Origin of the sequence: Acinetobacter sp. YH12043, assembly GCF_013419915.1 — a bacterium.
Taxonomy (GTDB): domain Bacteria; phylum Pseudomonadota; class Gammaproteobacteria; order Pseudomonadales; family Moraxellaceae; genus Acinetobacter.
Genome location: NZ_VOZD01000026.1, coordinates 40,218 through 55,097, shown reverse-complemented (window position 1 = coordinate 55,097; position 14,880 = coordinate 40,218). Strand labels below are relative to the sequence as shown.

Here is a 14,880-nt window from a genome sequence, read left to right as displayed (position 1 = left end):
GCATGTTCCGCGTCCTTGCAATACTGTGTTTACATACAGTCTATCGCTTAGCGGAAAGTTCTTTTACCCTCAGCCGAAATGCCTGCCGTTGCTAGACATTGCCAGCCAGTGCCCGTCACTCCCACTCTATTGATGTGTGCTTAAAAAACAGGAGGGTTTAACTTGGTAAACTATACATACTCATTAGGAGTTTACCATGAGCAAGAAACAGAAGACTTACACCGCAGAATTTAAAGCTGAAGCCATAAAAGCCATTGAAGAGAACCAAGGTAATGTATCGGAATCCGCTAGACAACTTGGCATTTCAATGCAAACCCTTTCGAACTGGAATAACAAAGCAAAGGCTGGAACTTTAGCAGGCACAAAACAGTATTCGCCCGATCTAAACGCCTTACTCGAAGAAAATAAGAAGCTTAAACAACAGCTCAAAACAGCTGAAATGGAACGTGAATTTTTAAAAAAGGCAGCAGCGTACTTTGCCAAAGAAAGTCAGTGAGGTACGCCTATATGAAATCGCAAAGCCACTTATTTCCGATTATTTTAATGGCTCGATTACTTCGTGTATCCGTTTCTCGCTTTTATGATTGGCTAAAGCGAGGCATGAGTAAAAGATCAATTCAGCGAAATCAGCAGACAATTTTGGTCAAAATAGCCCATGAAGAAACCAAACAAAGCTATGGCTATGTTCGATTAACCAAGCATTTACAAGCGCAAGGTATCAAAATAAGTACGTATGCTGTGCGCCAAATAAAAAAATCAAATCAGTTGTATTGTAAGCGCCATAAGCGTTTCAAAAGAACCACGAACAGTGATCACAACCGTTCTATTTATGACAATTTACTCAAGCAACAGTTTTCAATGACGAAGCCTAATCTTGCGTGGTCGAGTGACATTACCTACATTTGGACGGCTGAGGGCTGGTTGTACTTGGCAGCTGTCAAAGATCTTTACACGAAACAGGTTGTTGGCTATAGCTTAAATGAGCGCATGACAGCCAAGCTTGTTTGTGATGCATTGAATATGGCTATTCGCAATCAGAAACCTGCTAAAGATCTCATTGTACATTCAGATAGAGGCAGCCAATATTGCAGTAATGAATATCGAAACTTACTTGAGAAATTTGATTTTCAGGGTTCAATGAGCAAAAAAGGCGACTGCTTTGATAATGCACCGATAGAGAGTTTCTGGGGCATACTCAAAAATGAACTAGTCCATCATCGCAACTACAAAACAAGGGAAGAAGCCAAAGCGGATATTACAAAATATATAGAGTTATTTTATAATCAGCGAAGAATTCAAAAAGGCTTGGATTTTAAGACACCAAATCAAATGGCAGAAGACTTTTATCGGTTAGCTGCCTAGAATCTCCCAAGTGAAAGTCTCCTGCTAATTCAGCACACATCACTGTTGATAAATTTTCTAAACAAAAAGGATCAAACTAATCTATAAGCTTTGTGGGTTAGAAAAAAAATAACTCACTTTGCATTGATCATATTTAAATTCTTGTTTTATCCATAGCACTAACCTATTAATTTTAAAAAATAATAGGTACTGGCTAAATAGCAAATCGATACATATCTTTTTCATAGAGGAAATATGATTTTAGTAAGTTCTTGTCTGGCTGGCTTAAAGGTACGTTATAACGGGACGCATAGCTTAAACGAAAAAATCGAAAAATTAGTCAAAGATGGAAAAGCTACTATGGTATGTCCAGAGATTCTTGGCGGTTTATCAACACCACGCGAACCTGCCGAGATTTCGGGAGGTAATGGCGATGATGTCTTAGATGGAAAAGCCTGTGTAATTGAAAAATCAGGAAAGGATGTGACTTCAATCTATATTGAAGGGGCATATAGAACTTTAAAAAAAGTTCAATTATTAAAAGCTACTCTGGTAGTGCTTAAAGAAAATAGCCCTTCATGTGGTAGTTCAATGATTTACGATGGTCAATTTAATGGGAATAAGATCTATGGCAATGGAGTTACCTCCGCTTTGCTTAAACGTCATAATATAAAAGTCATTTCAGAAGAAACTTTTTGGCAACTTTTACCCTAGTTCCTCCGCTTTTATTTAAAATCTTCATGCAACTCCAACCACGCCCCCCTTTGCAATATCAAGTCTCTTCGGTATTTAGAGATATAGTGAGGTAATAATCTAAGAAGCATATCCATTACTTCCACATCAGTTAAAAAGTAGTGGTTCAATTTTATGCTGTAATTCTTTAACAATTTTAGCAAGCTGATCATGTAAAACTAACCAACATTGCTCATGACCTTGCCCAATATATTCATCTATTATGAGTTGCAAAATGTCTTGATCTATCTGACTTAAGAATTCTAAAAACCATGTCGCAGCAACATCCTTGGCAACTATTGTTTTATGATCTAATGTATAAGCTATACGGCATAGCGCTAAAATTTGATTACATTCATCCTGATCGTCTTTCCAATGAGCAATAATTTGTGGATAAGTTTTTTGCATGGCAAATATTAATTGTTCATAGCTAATTGGATTTAACCAATCGCAAATATCAGGTCCAAAGATAGTAATGTTATGTAATTGGGCAGTTTTAAGTAAAATACTAATATCTGGATCAGATTGACTATAAAGTAATTCACCTTTGAGTAATTCTTCTCTCAACCACTCGCCATATTGTAGCTGATATGTATATGGATGATTTTTATTGGTAATACTCCCTTTTTCTAATATCGTAATTTCTAAGGCACGCGCTGTAGCATGACCAATCGGAACAGATATATTTAGAAAATTCTGCGCTAATTGTTTTCTTTCCTGATCGGTAATTTCACGTTCAATAATAACTAAAATATCAAGATCACTTTTATGTTTTAAACCACCATCAACATACGAACCATATAAATAAATAGCATAAAGCTTATCTTTAAAATTTTTTTGTAAAAGCTGTTTTACACTTTCAACTTGGCGACACTCTTCATCATTTAAGCTTTGCATATGATTTTTAATTTAAAAAAATAAGTAATGAATTCATAGAGCATTATACAGAATAAGTGTAAATAATTTAATCAATTAGTAAATAACATACTATTTTTACAATATATTTACTTTCAATATAGAGTTTAATACATAAAACTCTATCAATCAAAAAAAGCTTGAAACAACATCTGAATAGTAAGAGTCATTTCCTCCTCACTTAGAGATGGATCCGGAAATTTGAACAACTCCTATAAGTGATACTCTGCTCCTCAAATGATGTTATAAACATCAATATATGGAGTATTTTATGGCACGTAGACCAAGAAGAAATCATTCAAACGACTTTAAGGCTAAGGTAGCACTTGCTGCGATCAAAGCAGAAAAAACACTTGCTGAATTGAGTTCTGAGTTTGATGTTCATCAAAACCAAATTATTGACTGGAAAAATCAATTGATCTCAGCTTCCTCACAAGCTTTCGATCAATCAAAAGCTCCATCAGAACCTCCCATTGATCTTAAAAAGTTACATGCAAAAATCGGTGAGCAGGCATTAGAAATTGATTTTTTAGAAGGTGTGTTGAAGAAACTGGGCCGCTTCAACCACAAAAGTTAATCGATCACTCACTTCAGATTTCAGTATCTAAACAAGCTAAGTTACTGAAAGTCTCTCGTGGTTGTTATTATTATCGCCCAAAACCTGTTAGCTCATCAGATCTGAAGCTGATGCGATGTATTGATGAATTACATATGCAATATCCTTTTGCAGGCAGTCGTATGATGCGTGATTTGTTGAATCGTCAAGGGCATCATATAGGACGACGTCATACACGTACTTTAATGAAGAAAATGGGTATTCAGGCGTTATATTGCAAACCAAATTTAAGCCAGGCTAATCAAGCTCACCGTAAATATCCATATCTGCTCAAAGGATTGGCTATTCAGCGCAGTAATCAAGTGTGGTCTACTGATATAACGTATATCCCTATGGCAAAAGGCTTTGTTTATTTATGTGCTGTGATTGATTGGCATAGCCGCAAGGTACTTGCGCATAGGGTATCGATTAGTATGGAGGTGGATTTTTGTATTTCGGCTTTAAATGAAGCGATTGAAAAATATGGATCACCTGAAATATTGAATACAGACCAAGGCAGTCAGTTCACCAGTGATGCATTTATTGATGTATTGAAATCAAATGGCATTCAAATCAGTATGGATGGTAAAGGTCGATGGGTAGATAATGTGATGGTTGAACGATTATGGCGGAGCGTTAAATATGAAGAGGTGTATCTCAAAGCTTATAGCAGTGTCACAGATGCGAAAAAGCAATTGAGTGCATATTTTGAGTTTTATAATCTGAAACGACCTCATTCGAGTCTAGACAAAATGACACCAAATGAGTTTTACTATGATCAGCTACCCCAACAAAACAAGGTGGCTTAACTAGAGCGGAATATCACTTATAAATACGCTTTTAGTTGTTCAAACAAGTGGAACCACCTCTGTTTGTAATGATATTTTATAAAATTCAATATTAGATCTGCAGAGAAAAACTTATCAAACTAAGTATTGGCTAGTCTTTTTCTTCGAAAAACTTATCAAACGAAGTATTAAGTTAATCTTTTTCTTCAACTTCTTCCTTAAACTCAAACAAATCATTCATCGTACAGTTAAAGTACTTACACAACTTATCGGCGACTGGTAATTCAATACGTACAGCACGGTCATAATACATACTTGTGAGCGTGTTGCGATTGATACCTGTTGCATGCACCACTTCACTTAATTTTAAAATTTTTCTATCGCCCATGAGGCTAGATAACTTACAAGTAATCATATTTAAATTAATTTACAAAAAATAACTTGCTGTGGGTTATTTGAAGTTGTTGACTGAGTAATACTTTGCTAAAATTAACCTACAGCAGGTTATTACAACTTATAGAAAGTATATTTTATCCATTTCAACTAAATTATAACTTTTTAAATATAAGGATTGAACCTGCATTAGATTATTTTGTGGAGATGACCGCCGTGTTACCAAATGAGTTATTGATCAGCCAGCAAGCTCGTGACTTAGGAAATCAATTAATTAAAGAAATGAACATCAATAGAAGTTATGGAATGGCTAATTTTCTTGGAGTAAATACTTGCTATGATAATCATCAGGCTGTACTTATTTGGACATTTCAACTGCTTGAAAGGGAACCTGCCTTAAATGAATTAGCAGAAATTAAAAAATATTTTCTTTTAATCTTTCCAGATAGTGTTTATCAATTAGCCTAAGTTGTTTTTAAAATTAATTTATTAAATAAAAAGCACTAAATCAAAGAAAGCTTTATTTAAAAATACCTATTAATTCAAAAACATACCATTTACTGAATATATGAAGCATAGGTTCCTGCTCTATCACTCACTCGTACTAAAATTACATCGCTCTTTTTACTGATACTAAACAATTTATGTCCACGCCACGTTCTGCGGCTTCGAGGGCTAGTTTTTGTTGAACCACTGAGAACAAGGACAACAAACTGCCTACTATATTTTCCCGGAGAGTGGTGTAGGAACTTTTTCATTATTGCTAATCATATCAGCGACAACATCAGCAACGAGCTCCTCTATTCCTGAGAATGCTTTAGACTGATCCGCATCAAGCCAAGACAATGATGGAAACTCAGCACATCATTCGTTTAAGACCTATTTTAATGACGGCACTGGTCGCAAGTTTAGGTTTTATTCCAATGGCGTTAAACACTGGAATTGGTGCAGAAGTACAACGACCACTAGCAACAGTTGTTATCGGCGGTATTGTATCTTCTACAATTTTAACTTTGTTTGTATTGCCTATTTTATATCAATGGGCGCATGGCTCTGAGAGTAGCAAACAGCAATCCGACGAAATTTAAAATCAAAAAAAGCAGCTTAATTACTAGGTTATGCCTAATTAAGCTGCTTTTAATATTGTATGCCCAACATTTTATTGATAAAGCTTACTGCGCTTCATCCCGACAATTTTCATTTAAAAACTCAAACTCTATCGTTGTATGCGATAAATGATAGGAAGATAATTTAGCTGCAACTTCTTGTTTAAGCCTAATTAATTCTTTAACGTCAAAGTTGTCACTCAGCTCAAGGTGCGCTGTTAAAACGTGACTTTCACCATCTAGTGACCAAAAGTGCATGTGGTGGATACCATTAACTTCAGGAAATTCCATTAGTGATAGTTTAATACGCTTTTGAGTCTCTTTATCGGGTGCAGCTTGAAGAAATAAAACGAGTGTTGATTTCAGGTTTTTGAAAACATTAAACAAGATGAACAGCGTGAACCCTATTGATAAAAGGGGATCTAATATCGGCAGTTCAGCGAACAACAGTACGATAGAGACTATAAGAACGGCAACCCATCCAAGTACATCTTCAAGAAGGTGCCATGTCAGCACTTTCTCATTTAATGTTTCACCCGCTTTTAATTTTAATACAGCATATCCGTTAACGGCAACGCCGAGTATCGCTAGCCCTAACATCCCCTCGACTACAGGCATTTCAGGATTGGACAGCTTTGGAATTGCTTCAAATAAAATCCAAATTGAGCCAATGATTAAAACAATACTGTTTATCAATGCGCCAAAGAGAGTAAGTCTACGATAACCATAACTAAACTTATCTGATGCTTCTTTATCTGAAAAACGACTTAAAATCCACGCAAAACCTATTGAAAGACTATCACCAAGATCGTGAACTGCATCTGCCATTATCGCCGTACTGTTAGTGAGCCAACCACCTATAAATTCGATAATAGTGAATGTCACATTAAGGAAAAATGCCCAACCAATACGGTCATCTTTACCATGTTGATGACTATGATTATGGTTGTGCATTTTGTACCTCTAGTACTTTTCTATTTCTTAGTTTTGATACATTCATATTAATCAAGTGACGTATCAAGCGTTGATATATCCAGCGTTTGAACCCCGACAAGTTAGTCCCTTTTTCGAGATAGAACTCATCAGGGGAATCATAAAGCCCAAAGTCATCATGAATACCTTCTTTTTGAATATAGGTATTTTCTCCACGCCAATCTGTATCTGGTGATGAAAAGCACTTTGTTGCAACACCATAACCACAAAAATCATCTTTTACTTGGTCAAATTTCTCCTGTAGAGAGCTTAAGTATTGCTCATCCAATATAAAGCCCTCTAAGTTTATCCAACGCCCTTCAAAGTAAACTTCTACCCAACTATGAATGATGTATTTAGGTGCTAACCAAAATACATAGCTTGGGATAGCACCTTTTTGTAGTTGCTGGTCTATGGTAAACCCATGAAATCGGCATTGAATGCCTAGTCCACGCAATAGTGCCATTAACAGATTACCCTTAGTATTACATTGTCCATAACCATCTGCTAGCACATCGCTTGCTGCAATATCATCGCTTTCATTATAACCAAAGAAAATCTCATCTTTTACAAACTGATAAGCGGCACCAATTTTGTTGAAGTTATCCAAGTTTTTCCACCTACGTTGATCGATCAAGGATTGGATATCTTTGTGTTCAAAATTAACGATATTCGTATTGTTTAAATATTTCTCAGTCATTTTTTATATATCCTTTTCGTTGCATACTTATACTATAGACTCTATAGTAACTATAGAGTCAAATGTCTGGGGGAAATTGATGAAAATAGGCGAATTGTCAAAAAAATCGGGCTGTTCAATACAAACGATTAGATATTATGAAAGAGAAGGATTTCTGTTAAATCCAAATCGTTCAGAAGGTAATTTCAGGCTGTATGATAGCAAAGCACTTAAACAATTGGAATTCGTAAAGCATTGTCGCAGCCTAGATATATCACTCAATGATATTAAACGTCTTATCGAATTAAAAAATAAGCCAGAAGAAAGCTGCTCTAGCGTTAATGCATTAATTGATCAGCAACTTGCACTAGTGAATAAACGCATGAAAGAATTAAGGGCGCTTAAAGCTGAATTACAACAAATGGCTAGTGCTTGTGGTTCGAACAACCCAACATACTCATTATATTCTGCTGACCATGTAACACGGCAAGTATATTGTTTACTATCCATTTGAAACCCCATAATGTTTTAAGTCTATGTATAAAAGTACGATTTTCACTTAGCAGTACTTAAATAATCACCCCACCACTGCATCATTTCAGTCCGCTGGGCTAAATAGTCAGCGTGATTATAGCTGGCACGGGTACGGTTCTTATCAATATGTGAAAGTTGTGCCTCAATCCAGTTATCCTGGAACAAACCTGAGTCATTCAAAATGGTACTAAAAGTGGAACGTAGTCCATGAGAGGATAATTGATGTTTTCCATAGCCCATCTTACGTATAGCCATATTTAATGTATTAAAATGAATCGGTTGATTATGTTTCCGTGGGCTAGCAAAAATGTACTTTTCACCGTATGACCATTGCATGACGTCTTTTAAAATATCTAAAGCCTGATCTGAAAGTGGAACTAAGAAGTCGGGAATCTCATGGCCTAATATGACTTTTCGTCGAAACTGTTTAATATGCAAGGCAGGTATTTTCCAGACTTTTTCATTTAAATCAAAATGATGAGGCTCAGCCAATAACAATTCAGCCCCTCGCACGCCAGTATGTAATTTGAACAGCAGTGCTTTTTTAATAATCGGATGGGCATCCAATTTTTGTAATTTATACTTAAAATCAGATATATCCTCCGCTTTCAAATACGGATAATTTTTCTTGATTTTACTGTTAATGGCGATTTTATTTAAACCATGCGCGATGTTGAATTCACAATAACCCATCGCTACAGCGTAGTCATAAATTTGGTTCAAATAACTACAAGCTTTCTTGACAGGTTCTTTTACTTGGCGTCCCTCTATTTTTTTGATTACTGAAACCAGGTCATAACGCTTGATGTTTTGAAAAGGTAGATCCTGAAGGTCTGGATAAATATCTTGCTGTAAGCATCTTTCTGCTAACTGTAGTACACCACAGCGGGGTAGATCGTTGAAGGCATTTTTCAGTTTGAACTGTAACCACTCCTCCCCGACCTTACCAAAGGTGATGACATTAGAGGCAGTATCTTGTTCAAAACAGAAATCATTGTCTTTAAAGTCATCTCTGACTTGTCGTGCCTTTTTCAGCGATAAATCAGGATAACGACCTAACTGAATGCGTCGACGTTTTTTAGTTTGTGGATCTGTATAGCGATAGCACCAAGATTTTCTTCCACTCGGCTCAATCTTCAGGCTAAGCCCATCTTCATCGGATAAAAAACTGGTTTTTTCCTTACAATGAGCTTGGCGAACTTTAATTTCAGTAAGACTCATGGAATTTAAATGAAACCTAACAATGGGTTGATTGGATCAATTATATCAAAATAGAACGCTTTATGTATGATGCGTACACTACGCATCATATAGATTTGTAAAGTATTGTTTTATAAATTTATTATTCAATATACTTTAATTTTAGTAACCAGTAGGAGTACCACTTCTTTTTTAGTTCTCAAATATCACGTTTTTTTTGACGCAATGATTCTATCTCGGACTTCGTCAGCTGTTTTACGAGAGATGAGGATATACTTTACCTCCCACTCTGTGAGCCTTTCAACGTCTCACGGCTCTATTTAATGTTATTGAATAATCAATGGATACCAGTAAAGCCTTTTAGGTCTGCTATTGTTTCTAATACAATAGTCTCCACGATCAAGGATTGGACTCAATGCATATTCCAGCATAAACCTACCACCTATTCCTATTCGCACCCTACCACTCATTCCTATTCCAAATCGGCCACTTAGGGTTTATTCAGTAATAGAATTTAAAGGCTTTATTGCCCAAACCTATATTCTTAAAAGCTTATTCAGCAATATAATTCTTAGATAAATTGCATATTCTTATCGTAAAGGACACTGATTCTTCTTTCATTTGGACAGTTACTATGAATTCACTTCCGTCCTAATAATCTGCCCCAAAAGCTTTTTGGCTTCCGATTCGGATCGGCTTTGTTGCACAAATACCTAAGAATATGATTTTATTAAATTTATTCTTAGGTTGAAATTTTCACAAACCTTTAAAAATCAGTGCCTTGCAAAATGTTTATGCAACAAAGCCTATTTAAATCGGCAACTTGAACATATTGATAAGTTAATAAATAATCACATAGATCAAGATCCAACATTGAAACAGGATTTGAAATTACTGCAAACTATTCCTTCAATCGGTGAACGATCAGGCTTATTACTGTTGGGGTTATTTCATTCGCACAAGTTTGAAAAAGCAAGTCAAGCTGCTGCATATGTAGGTTTGGTTCCAGTACATCAGTTGTCTGGCAGTTCAGTCAACAAGCAAAGTCACTTATCAAAAGCAGGTGACAGTAAAATACGCTCAGTATTGTATATGTCGGCATTAACAGCGATTAAATATAATCCACACATTGAAGCTTTATATCAACGATTATTAAGCCAGGGTAAAAATAAAATGTGTGCTTTAGGTGCTGCAATGCGCAAGCTTATACATCTGTGTTATGGCGTTTTAAAACATCAGACTGCCTATCGAAGAGATTATTTAGTGGTCGAATAATCTCAAAACCTGATTGACTACCAAGACGGTATCTCAGGTCCCGAATTTATCAGTCACGAATTTGTGCGCTGGGCTACTGAGCACGGTATTCGTATTGAATATATTCAACCGGGTAAGCCACAGCAGAATGCGTATATTGAACACTATAATCGGACCATACGTTATAGTTGGCTGAGCAAGCATTTATTTGATACTTTGGATGAAGTACAAGATTATGCAACAAACTGGTTGTGGCATTACAACCATGAAAGACCACATCAAGCTAACAAAGGAAAGCCACCTCTAATGGCTGCTTAACCTCTACTTTTAACTTCGGTTATTTATTGAAGGATTACCTTAAAAACTATTAATGTAGCTCCATTTTAAATAAAGAACCGCTTTTTTATTCAAAATAGGGTAGGAACGACTTTAACTAAATCAGTAAGGAATACTTAATGAAATATATCTAATCTCACCTATATTGTTATATGAAATATATATTGTAAATGGAATATCTTCAATTTTCCATTTTTGGCTTCTAACCACGCCATCATCATTCTTAATAAATAATGGCACTCCTAACATATTTTCAATTTCAGCTTTATTCATTGAAAATTTTAAATTAAATGGCAGTTCTTGTTTATATTGAGAAAAGCCTTCCACACCATCATTATAAAAAAATATAGTCGTTAAGTATATTTTTTCACCAGTTATGGGTTTGTCCTCCTGATTTAAATAAAAAGACTCATCAGTAAATATAAAACCCAATCCCTCATCATATTTACTAATATAAAAATTATACTCATCCAATAAATCACCATCTTCATCATAAATTGGTAATTTAATTTCCTCTTGACTTTTCACAAATTGATTTTTAACAAAAAAATCAACTAATTTTTCATCAATATTTGACTTACCCAACAGTGATATTAAATGATCAATAAACTTATTTGTCATTCTTTCTCGCCTCCTCATCCATAATATTTTTCAAAAATTTATCATAATCAGCATTATTTTTACAGCTCAATGTAGTACATGCTTCTTGCAACTTTGTAACGTACTCAGGCGTTAATTTTTTTGCATTATCTATCATTGCCTCAGAATCCCTAATTTGTGCTGCTTGTAAATCATTTGCATCATTTTCAATGAGTCCTTTATTATTTTTTCCTGCATAGGTTGGACCTGCGGCATGCACCTCATTTGGTACAGTTACACTCATTCCTTCATTAATAATACGATTTTTCTCTGCTTGAGTTAAGGGCGCTTCCTTTAAGTCTTCAGCTCTCTTTAATAATGCAGCTTTAGACGGCTGATGATCTCTAGCCACGGTTCCATCTCCAGTGACTTTCTTTTGATTTCCATAATTATCAACCCATCCCACATCAAGAGATTGCTTTTGATTTATTTCAATATCAGCATCTTTCCCCTTAGTGACACCTTTACCTACTCCAGCACCTACAACTCCAGCCACAGCATTAATTAAATATTCTGCACCTTGTTTATTTTTTTCAATTTCATTTGCAAATTTCAATTCATCTAATTTATTTTCAGATGTTGAGGCTTCAATTTCTTTAACTTTCTCTGAATTAGTCCAATTATTAATCGTATTTGAATTGGTAACATGAGCGGCGGCAGTTAATGATGTCGCCAGCGCATCAAATCCTTGAGCTATTTCAGCTCCTACCGCACTATCTAAAGCTAAAGATTTTCCTGTCTCAATTGCTAAACGGACTGGGCCTGAAATCATTAGTCCTACCGCAAGTTGAACAGTACCTAAATCAACTCCAGTATCTTCACTAATCTGCTTTATATTATTTCCTAAATCAGCAATATTGCTTAATATCGTCATACCAACTGTGGTTTGGGTCGTAACTTTTGTCTCAATGTCAGTTCCTTTCGCATAAATTACTTCTTGTTCATTTACGCCTATTTTAGGTTGTTTAAAAATCGTTTCTAAATCAACACCAGATTGAGCTAATGTATCTAGTTGACTCTGAATTTCACTAAACTCTTTTGCTGCATAGAAAAAATCTAATTTAGAAAATAAAGCTTCAACTTCTTTTGGCTCTATCCCTCGTTTGAGCAATTCACTTGCAACTTTGTCACCAACTACACCCGTTTCTTTATATTCACTTGGTAAATTGTAAAGCCTTGCCTGAATATTATTTAGTGTTTGTAAAGCCTTATCTTTATACTCACCCGCTGGTAAGGCTTGTGCTAAATTTTCTGCACTTTGACGGAAATTCTCTGGCAAATCCTTCTGTTCTTGAATAATCTCCTGTCGTCCAGCTTCTGTCAGTAATCGATGATCAATCGTTACTGAACCATCCAGCATACCTGTGGTCTGATCACGAGTAATTTCTTGGGTATTGTTGATATCACGGTTGGTGGTATGGTAATCCTCCCATAAATAACCGAAGTTAAAAGCAGAGGTTAAGCAGCCATTAGAGGTGGCTTTCCTTTGTTAGCTTGATGTGGTCTTTCATGGTTGTAATGCCACAACCAGTTTGTTGCATAATCTTGTACTTCATCCAAAGTATCAAATAAATGCTTGCTCAGCCAACTATAACGTATGGTCCGATTATAGCGTTCAATATACGCATTCTGCTGTGGCTTACCCGGTTGAATATATTCAATACGAATACCATGCTCAGTAGCCCAGCGCACAAATTCGTGACTGATAAATTCGGGACCATTATCGCATCGGATCACTAACGGTTTTTCTCTCCACTCCAGCAATTGATTCAACGTACGAATAACCCTGATTGTGGGCAATGAGAACCCTGCTTCAATGGCTAGGCCTTCGCGGCGGTAATCATCAATCACATTCAATAATCGAAACTTGCGACCATCGGAAAGCTGATCATGCATAAAATCTAATGACCAAACCTGATTTTCTCGGATTGGTTCTTTCAATGGTTCAGGCGCATGCCGTTTTAGTCTTCTTCTCGGTTTAATACGCAGATTCAGTGCCAACTCACAGTAAATGCGGTAAACCCGCTTGTGATTCCAGCAGCAACTCTCAACATGCCGTAAATACGAGAAGCACAAACCAAAGCCCCAATCGGAATTTTCCTCAGTGAGTTCAATGAGCTGTTCAGCAATGAGTGCATTGTCATCGCTGAGTTTGGCTTGATAGCGGTAGCAGGTTTCACTAATGCCAAATGCTTTACAAGCCAAACGAATACTAATGGCATGCTGGGCAACTGCCTGTTGTGCCATCTTACGCTGGCAAGATGGCTTTACCACTTTTTTGCCATCGCTTCCTGGATGATTTCGGCCTTTAATCGCTCTTCCGCATACATCTTTTTAAGTCTGGTATTTTCGGCTTCTAGCTCTTTCAGTCGAGCCATTAATGATGTATCCATACCACCATATTTGGCACGCCATTTATAAAAGGTAGCATTACTCATGCCGTGTACACGGCAAAGGGTCGCTACAGGTGTGCCAGATTCTGCCTGTTTCAAGATGGACATGATCTGACTATCAGTAAATTTAGATGTTTTCATGCAGAATCTCCTGCTCGTATCTTAAGAGAAAATTCTACTTTTAGATCCTATTATTTTTAGGGGGGATTACCGTATCTTTCACATTCGTCACAGTACCTTGACCTAAGGTTGCCTTGGTCAGTTGTTCTGTTTCTTGCCCGCTGCTATTGATACCAATGGTCGTTGAACCTTTTGGAGCTGTAGAAGCTTCTTTAGTTCCCTTTTGTGGAATACCAATACTGGTCGATACATTAATTTCAAAAATTAAAATCCTTTAACGTCTTTCCTTTTTCATCCAATAATTTATATACAAAATCAGGTTCAATTTTTAAAAATAACTCAATAACATCATGAATTTTCCAACCATGTATTTCTGGATGATCAATGATTGAAATTAAATGTTCTTTTAAAAATGGAATATATTCTTTGAAGTCCTCATCGATTATTAAACCAAATAAAGAATCTATTCCAAAAGGTTGAGTATTAGCAAGCTCTATTATTTTGACAATATATGGAAACAATTTTTTTCTTGTTAAGGTACCTAGACCATGGTCAGATTTATCAGCCCAATAACGAATAAATGCTCTAAGAACATGTTGCAATGTATCATCATAACCATTTAGCCTATGATCAATAAAACCATTTAATTTATTGTTTTCAAATAATGCAGTTAAAGCATTAAAACCATAATCATCTCCCCAAAATGTCAACAATTTAGCAGCTTGGAATACAATATAGTCATCCGAATTTGTTAATAATTCTCTTAACTGTTCTATACGGCTAACTGAAATATCTTCAGCATCTAAGTCCTCTGCTATATCTGTATAATTGACACTATCAGGAATCTCATTTAATAAGTCTATAATCTTCTGTTCCAACTCTA

At 35.9% G+C, this 14,880-nt stretch carries 14 protein-coding genes and 5 pseudogenes; 8 read left to right on the top strand and 11 right to left on the bottom strand.

Features of this window, described 5'->3' with window-relative positions:
• The first annotated feature begins 196 nt into the window (after positions 1-196).
• Together FTU01_RS12580 and FTU01_RS12575 are read left to right on the top strand one after the other, a co-directional pair.
• A protein-coding gene (locus FTU01_RS12580; RefSeq protein ID WP_119285041.1) for an IS3 family transposase occupies positions 197-1,362 on the top strand; the annotation gives its coding sequence in 2 pieces (ribosomal slippage) (positions 197-455 and positions 455-1,362; 1,167 coding nt in all).
• Between the two features lie 234 nt (positions 1,363-1,596).
• The gene (locus FTU01_RS12575) at positions 1,597-2,055 is read left to right on the top strand and encodes a DUF523 domain-containing protein (protein WP_077170035.1); all 459 of its coding nucleotides are present in this window, start codon (positions 1,597-1,599) and stop codon (positions 2,053-2,055) included.
• 126 nt (positions 2,056-2,181) lie between these two features.
• On the opposite strand, the gene FTU01_RS12570 is transcribed toward FTU01_RS12575, so the two are convergent.
• The gene (locus tag FTU01_RS12570) at positions 2,182-2,970 is read right to left on the bottom strand and encodes an aminoglycoside adenylyltransferase domain-containing protein (protein ID WP_038350081.1); all 789 of its coding nucleotides are present in this window, start codon (positions 2,968-2,970) and stop codon (positions 2,182-2,184) included.
• A gap of 277 nt (positions 2,971-3,247) precedes the next feature.
• Here FTU01_RS12570 and FTU01_RS12565 point away from each other — a divergent pair.
• Positions 3,248-4,392 (top strand): IS3-like element ISAba14 family transposase gene (locus tag FTU01_RS12565; RefSeq protein WP_099046175.1). Its coding sequence is split into 2 segments (ribosomal slippage): positions 3,248-3,512 and positions 3,512-4,392, totalling 1,146 coding nucleotides; the frame shifts between segments, so codons are not numbered across the junction.
• Between the two features lie 172 nt (positions 4,393-4,564).
• On the opposite strand, the gene FTU01_RS12560 is transcribed toward FTU01_RS12565, so the two are convergent.
• A complete protein-coding gene (locus FTU01_RS12560; protein ID WP_004658364.1) occupies positions 4,565-4,786 on the bottom strand; it encodes a helix-turn-helix transcriptional regulator in 222 nt (73 codons plus the stop codon).
• A gap of 194 nt (positions 4,787-4,980) precedes the next feature.
• On the opposite strand from FTU01_RS12560, the gene FTU01_RS12555 reads away from it, so the two are divergent.
• A complete protein-coding gene (locus FTU01_RS12555) occupies positions 4,981-5,232 on the top strand; it encodes a hypothetical protein (RefSeq protein ID WP_004658363.1) in 252 nt (83 codons plus the stop codon).
• 252 nt (positions 5,233-5,484) lie between these two features.
• Here the strand turns inward: FTU01_RS12555 and FTU01_RS12550 are convergent.
• A pseudogene (locus tag FTU01_RS12550) lies at positions 5,485-5,628 on the bottom strand (antitoxin HicB); the annotation flags it as partial.
• Between FTU01_RS12550 and FTU01_RS12545 the strand changes: the two are divergent.
• Positions 5,628-5,852: pseudogene (locus FTU01_RS12545) on the top strand (efflux RND transporter permease subunit); the annotation flags it as partial. The pseudogenes FTU01_RS12550 and FTU01_RS12545 overlap by 1 nt on opposite strands.
• A gap of 84 nt (positions 5,853-5,936) precedes the next feature.
• Here FTU01_RS12545 and FTU01_RS12540 read toward each other — a convergent pair.
• Both FTU01_RS12540 and FTU01_RS12535 read right to left on the bottom strand, forming a co-directional pair.
• Positions 5,937-6,824 (bottom strand): cation diffusion facilitator family transporter, encoded by an 888-nt coding sequence (locus FTU01_RS12540; RefSeq protein ID WP_127800877.1) that lies wholly within the window; start codon positions 6,822-6,824, stop codon positions 5,937-5,939.
• Positions 6,811-7,542 (bottom strand): transglutaminase family protein, encoded by a 732-nt coding sequence (locus FTU01_RS12535; protein WP_005245162.1) that lies wholly within the window; start codon positions 7,540-7,542, stop codon positions 6,811-6,813. The genes FTU01_RS12540 and FTU01_RS12535 overlap by 14 nt, the downstream gene beginning before the upstream one ends.
• A 79-nt stretch (positions 7,543-7,621) precedes the next feature.
• On the opposite strand from FTU01_RS12535, the gene FTU01_RS12530 reads away from it, so the two are divergent.
• The gene (locus FTU01_RS12530) at positions 7,622-8,035 is read left to right on the top strand and encodes a Cd(II)/Pb(II)-responsive transcriptional regulator (protein ID WP_179989169.1); all 414 of its coding nucleotides are present in this window, start codon (positions 7,622-7,624) and stop codon (positions 8,033-8,035) included.
• Positions 8,036-8,076: 41 nt separating this feature from the next.
• Here FTU01_RS12530 and FTU01_RS12525 read toward each other — a convergent pair whose 3' ends face one another.
• Complete coding sequence (locus FTU01_RS12525) at positions 8,077-9,276, bottom strand: integrase arm-type DNA-binding domain-containing protein (RefSeq protein ID WP_005245164.1); 1,200 nt, start codon at positions 9,274-9,276, stop codon at positions 8,077-8,079.
• A gap of 185 nt (positions 9,277-9,461) precedes the next feature.
• Positions 9,462-9,563 (bottom strand): annotated as a pseudogene (locus tag FTU01_RS15655) (recombinase); the annotation flags it as partial.
• Positions 9,564-10,053: 490 nt separating this feature from the next.
• Here FTU01_RS15655 and FTU01_RS12520 point away from each other — a divergent pair.
• Both FTU01_RS12520 and FTU01_RS12515 read left to right on the top strand, forming a co-directional pair.
• A pseudogene (locus FTU01_RS12520) lies at positions 10,054-10,530 on the top strand (transposase); the annotation flags it as partial.
• Between the two features lie 33 nt (positions 10,531-10,563).
• Positions 10,564-10,827: pseudogene (locus FTU01_RS12515) on the top strand (integrase core domain-containing protein); the annotation flags it as partial.
• Between the two features lie 120 nt (positions 10,828-10,947).
• Here FTU01_RS12515 and FTU01_RS12510 read toward each other — a convergent pair.
• From FTU01_RS12510 to FTU01_RS12495, 4 genes are all read right to left on the bottom strand, one after another.
• Positions 10,948-11,466 carry a hypothetical protein gene (locus FTU01_RS12510; RefSeq protein ID WP_179989170.1) on the bottom strand — a complete coding sequence of 173 codons (519 nt, stop codon included), beginning with the start codon at positions 11,464-11,466 and terminating at the stop codon, positions 10,948-10,950.
• Positions 11,456-12,844, bottom strand: coding sequence for a hypothetical protein (locus FTU01_RS12505; RefSeq protein ID WP_179991388.1), 1,389 nt, complete (start codon positions 12,842-12,844; stop codon positions 11,456-11,458). The genes FTU01_RS12510 and FTU01_RS12505 overlap by 11 nt, the downstream gene beginning before the upstream one ends.
• A 98-nt stretch (positions 12,845-12,942) precedes the next feature.
• Positions 12,943-14,018, bottom strand: a protein-coding gene (locus FTU01_RS12500; protein WP_179991387.1) for an IS3 family transposase whose coding sequence is annotated in 2 segments (ribosomal slippage) — positions 12,943-13,766 and positions 13,766-14,018 — 1,077 coding nt in all. Because the reading frame shifts where the segments join, the coding sequence is not laid out codon by codon here.
• 236 nt (positions 14,019-14,254) lie between these two features.
• On the bottom strand, positions 14,255-14,875 hold the full coding sequence (locus tag FTU01_RS12495; protein WP_154320123.1) for a hypothetical protein: 621 nt from the start codon (positions 14,873-14,875) through the stop codon (positions 14,255-14,257).
• Between the last annotated feature and the right edge of the window lie 5 nt (positions 14,876-14,880).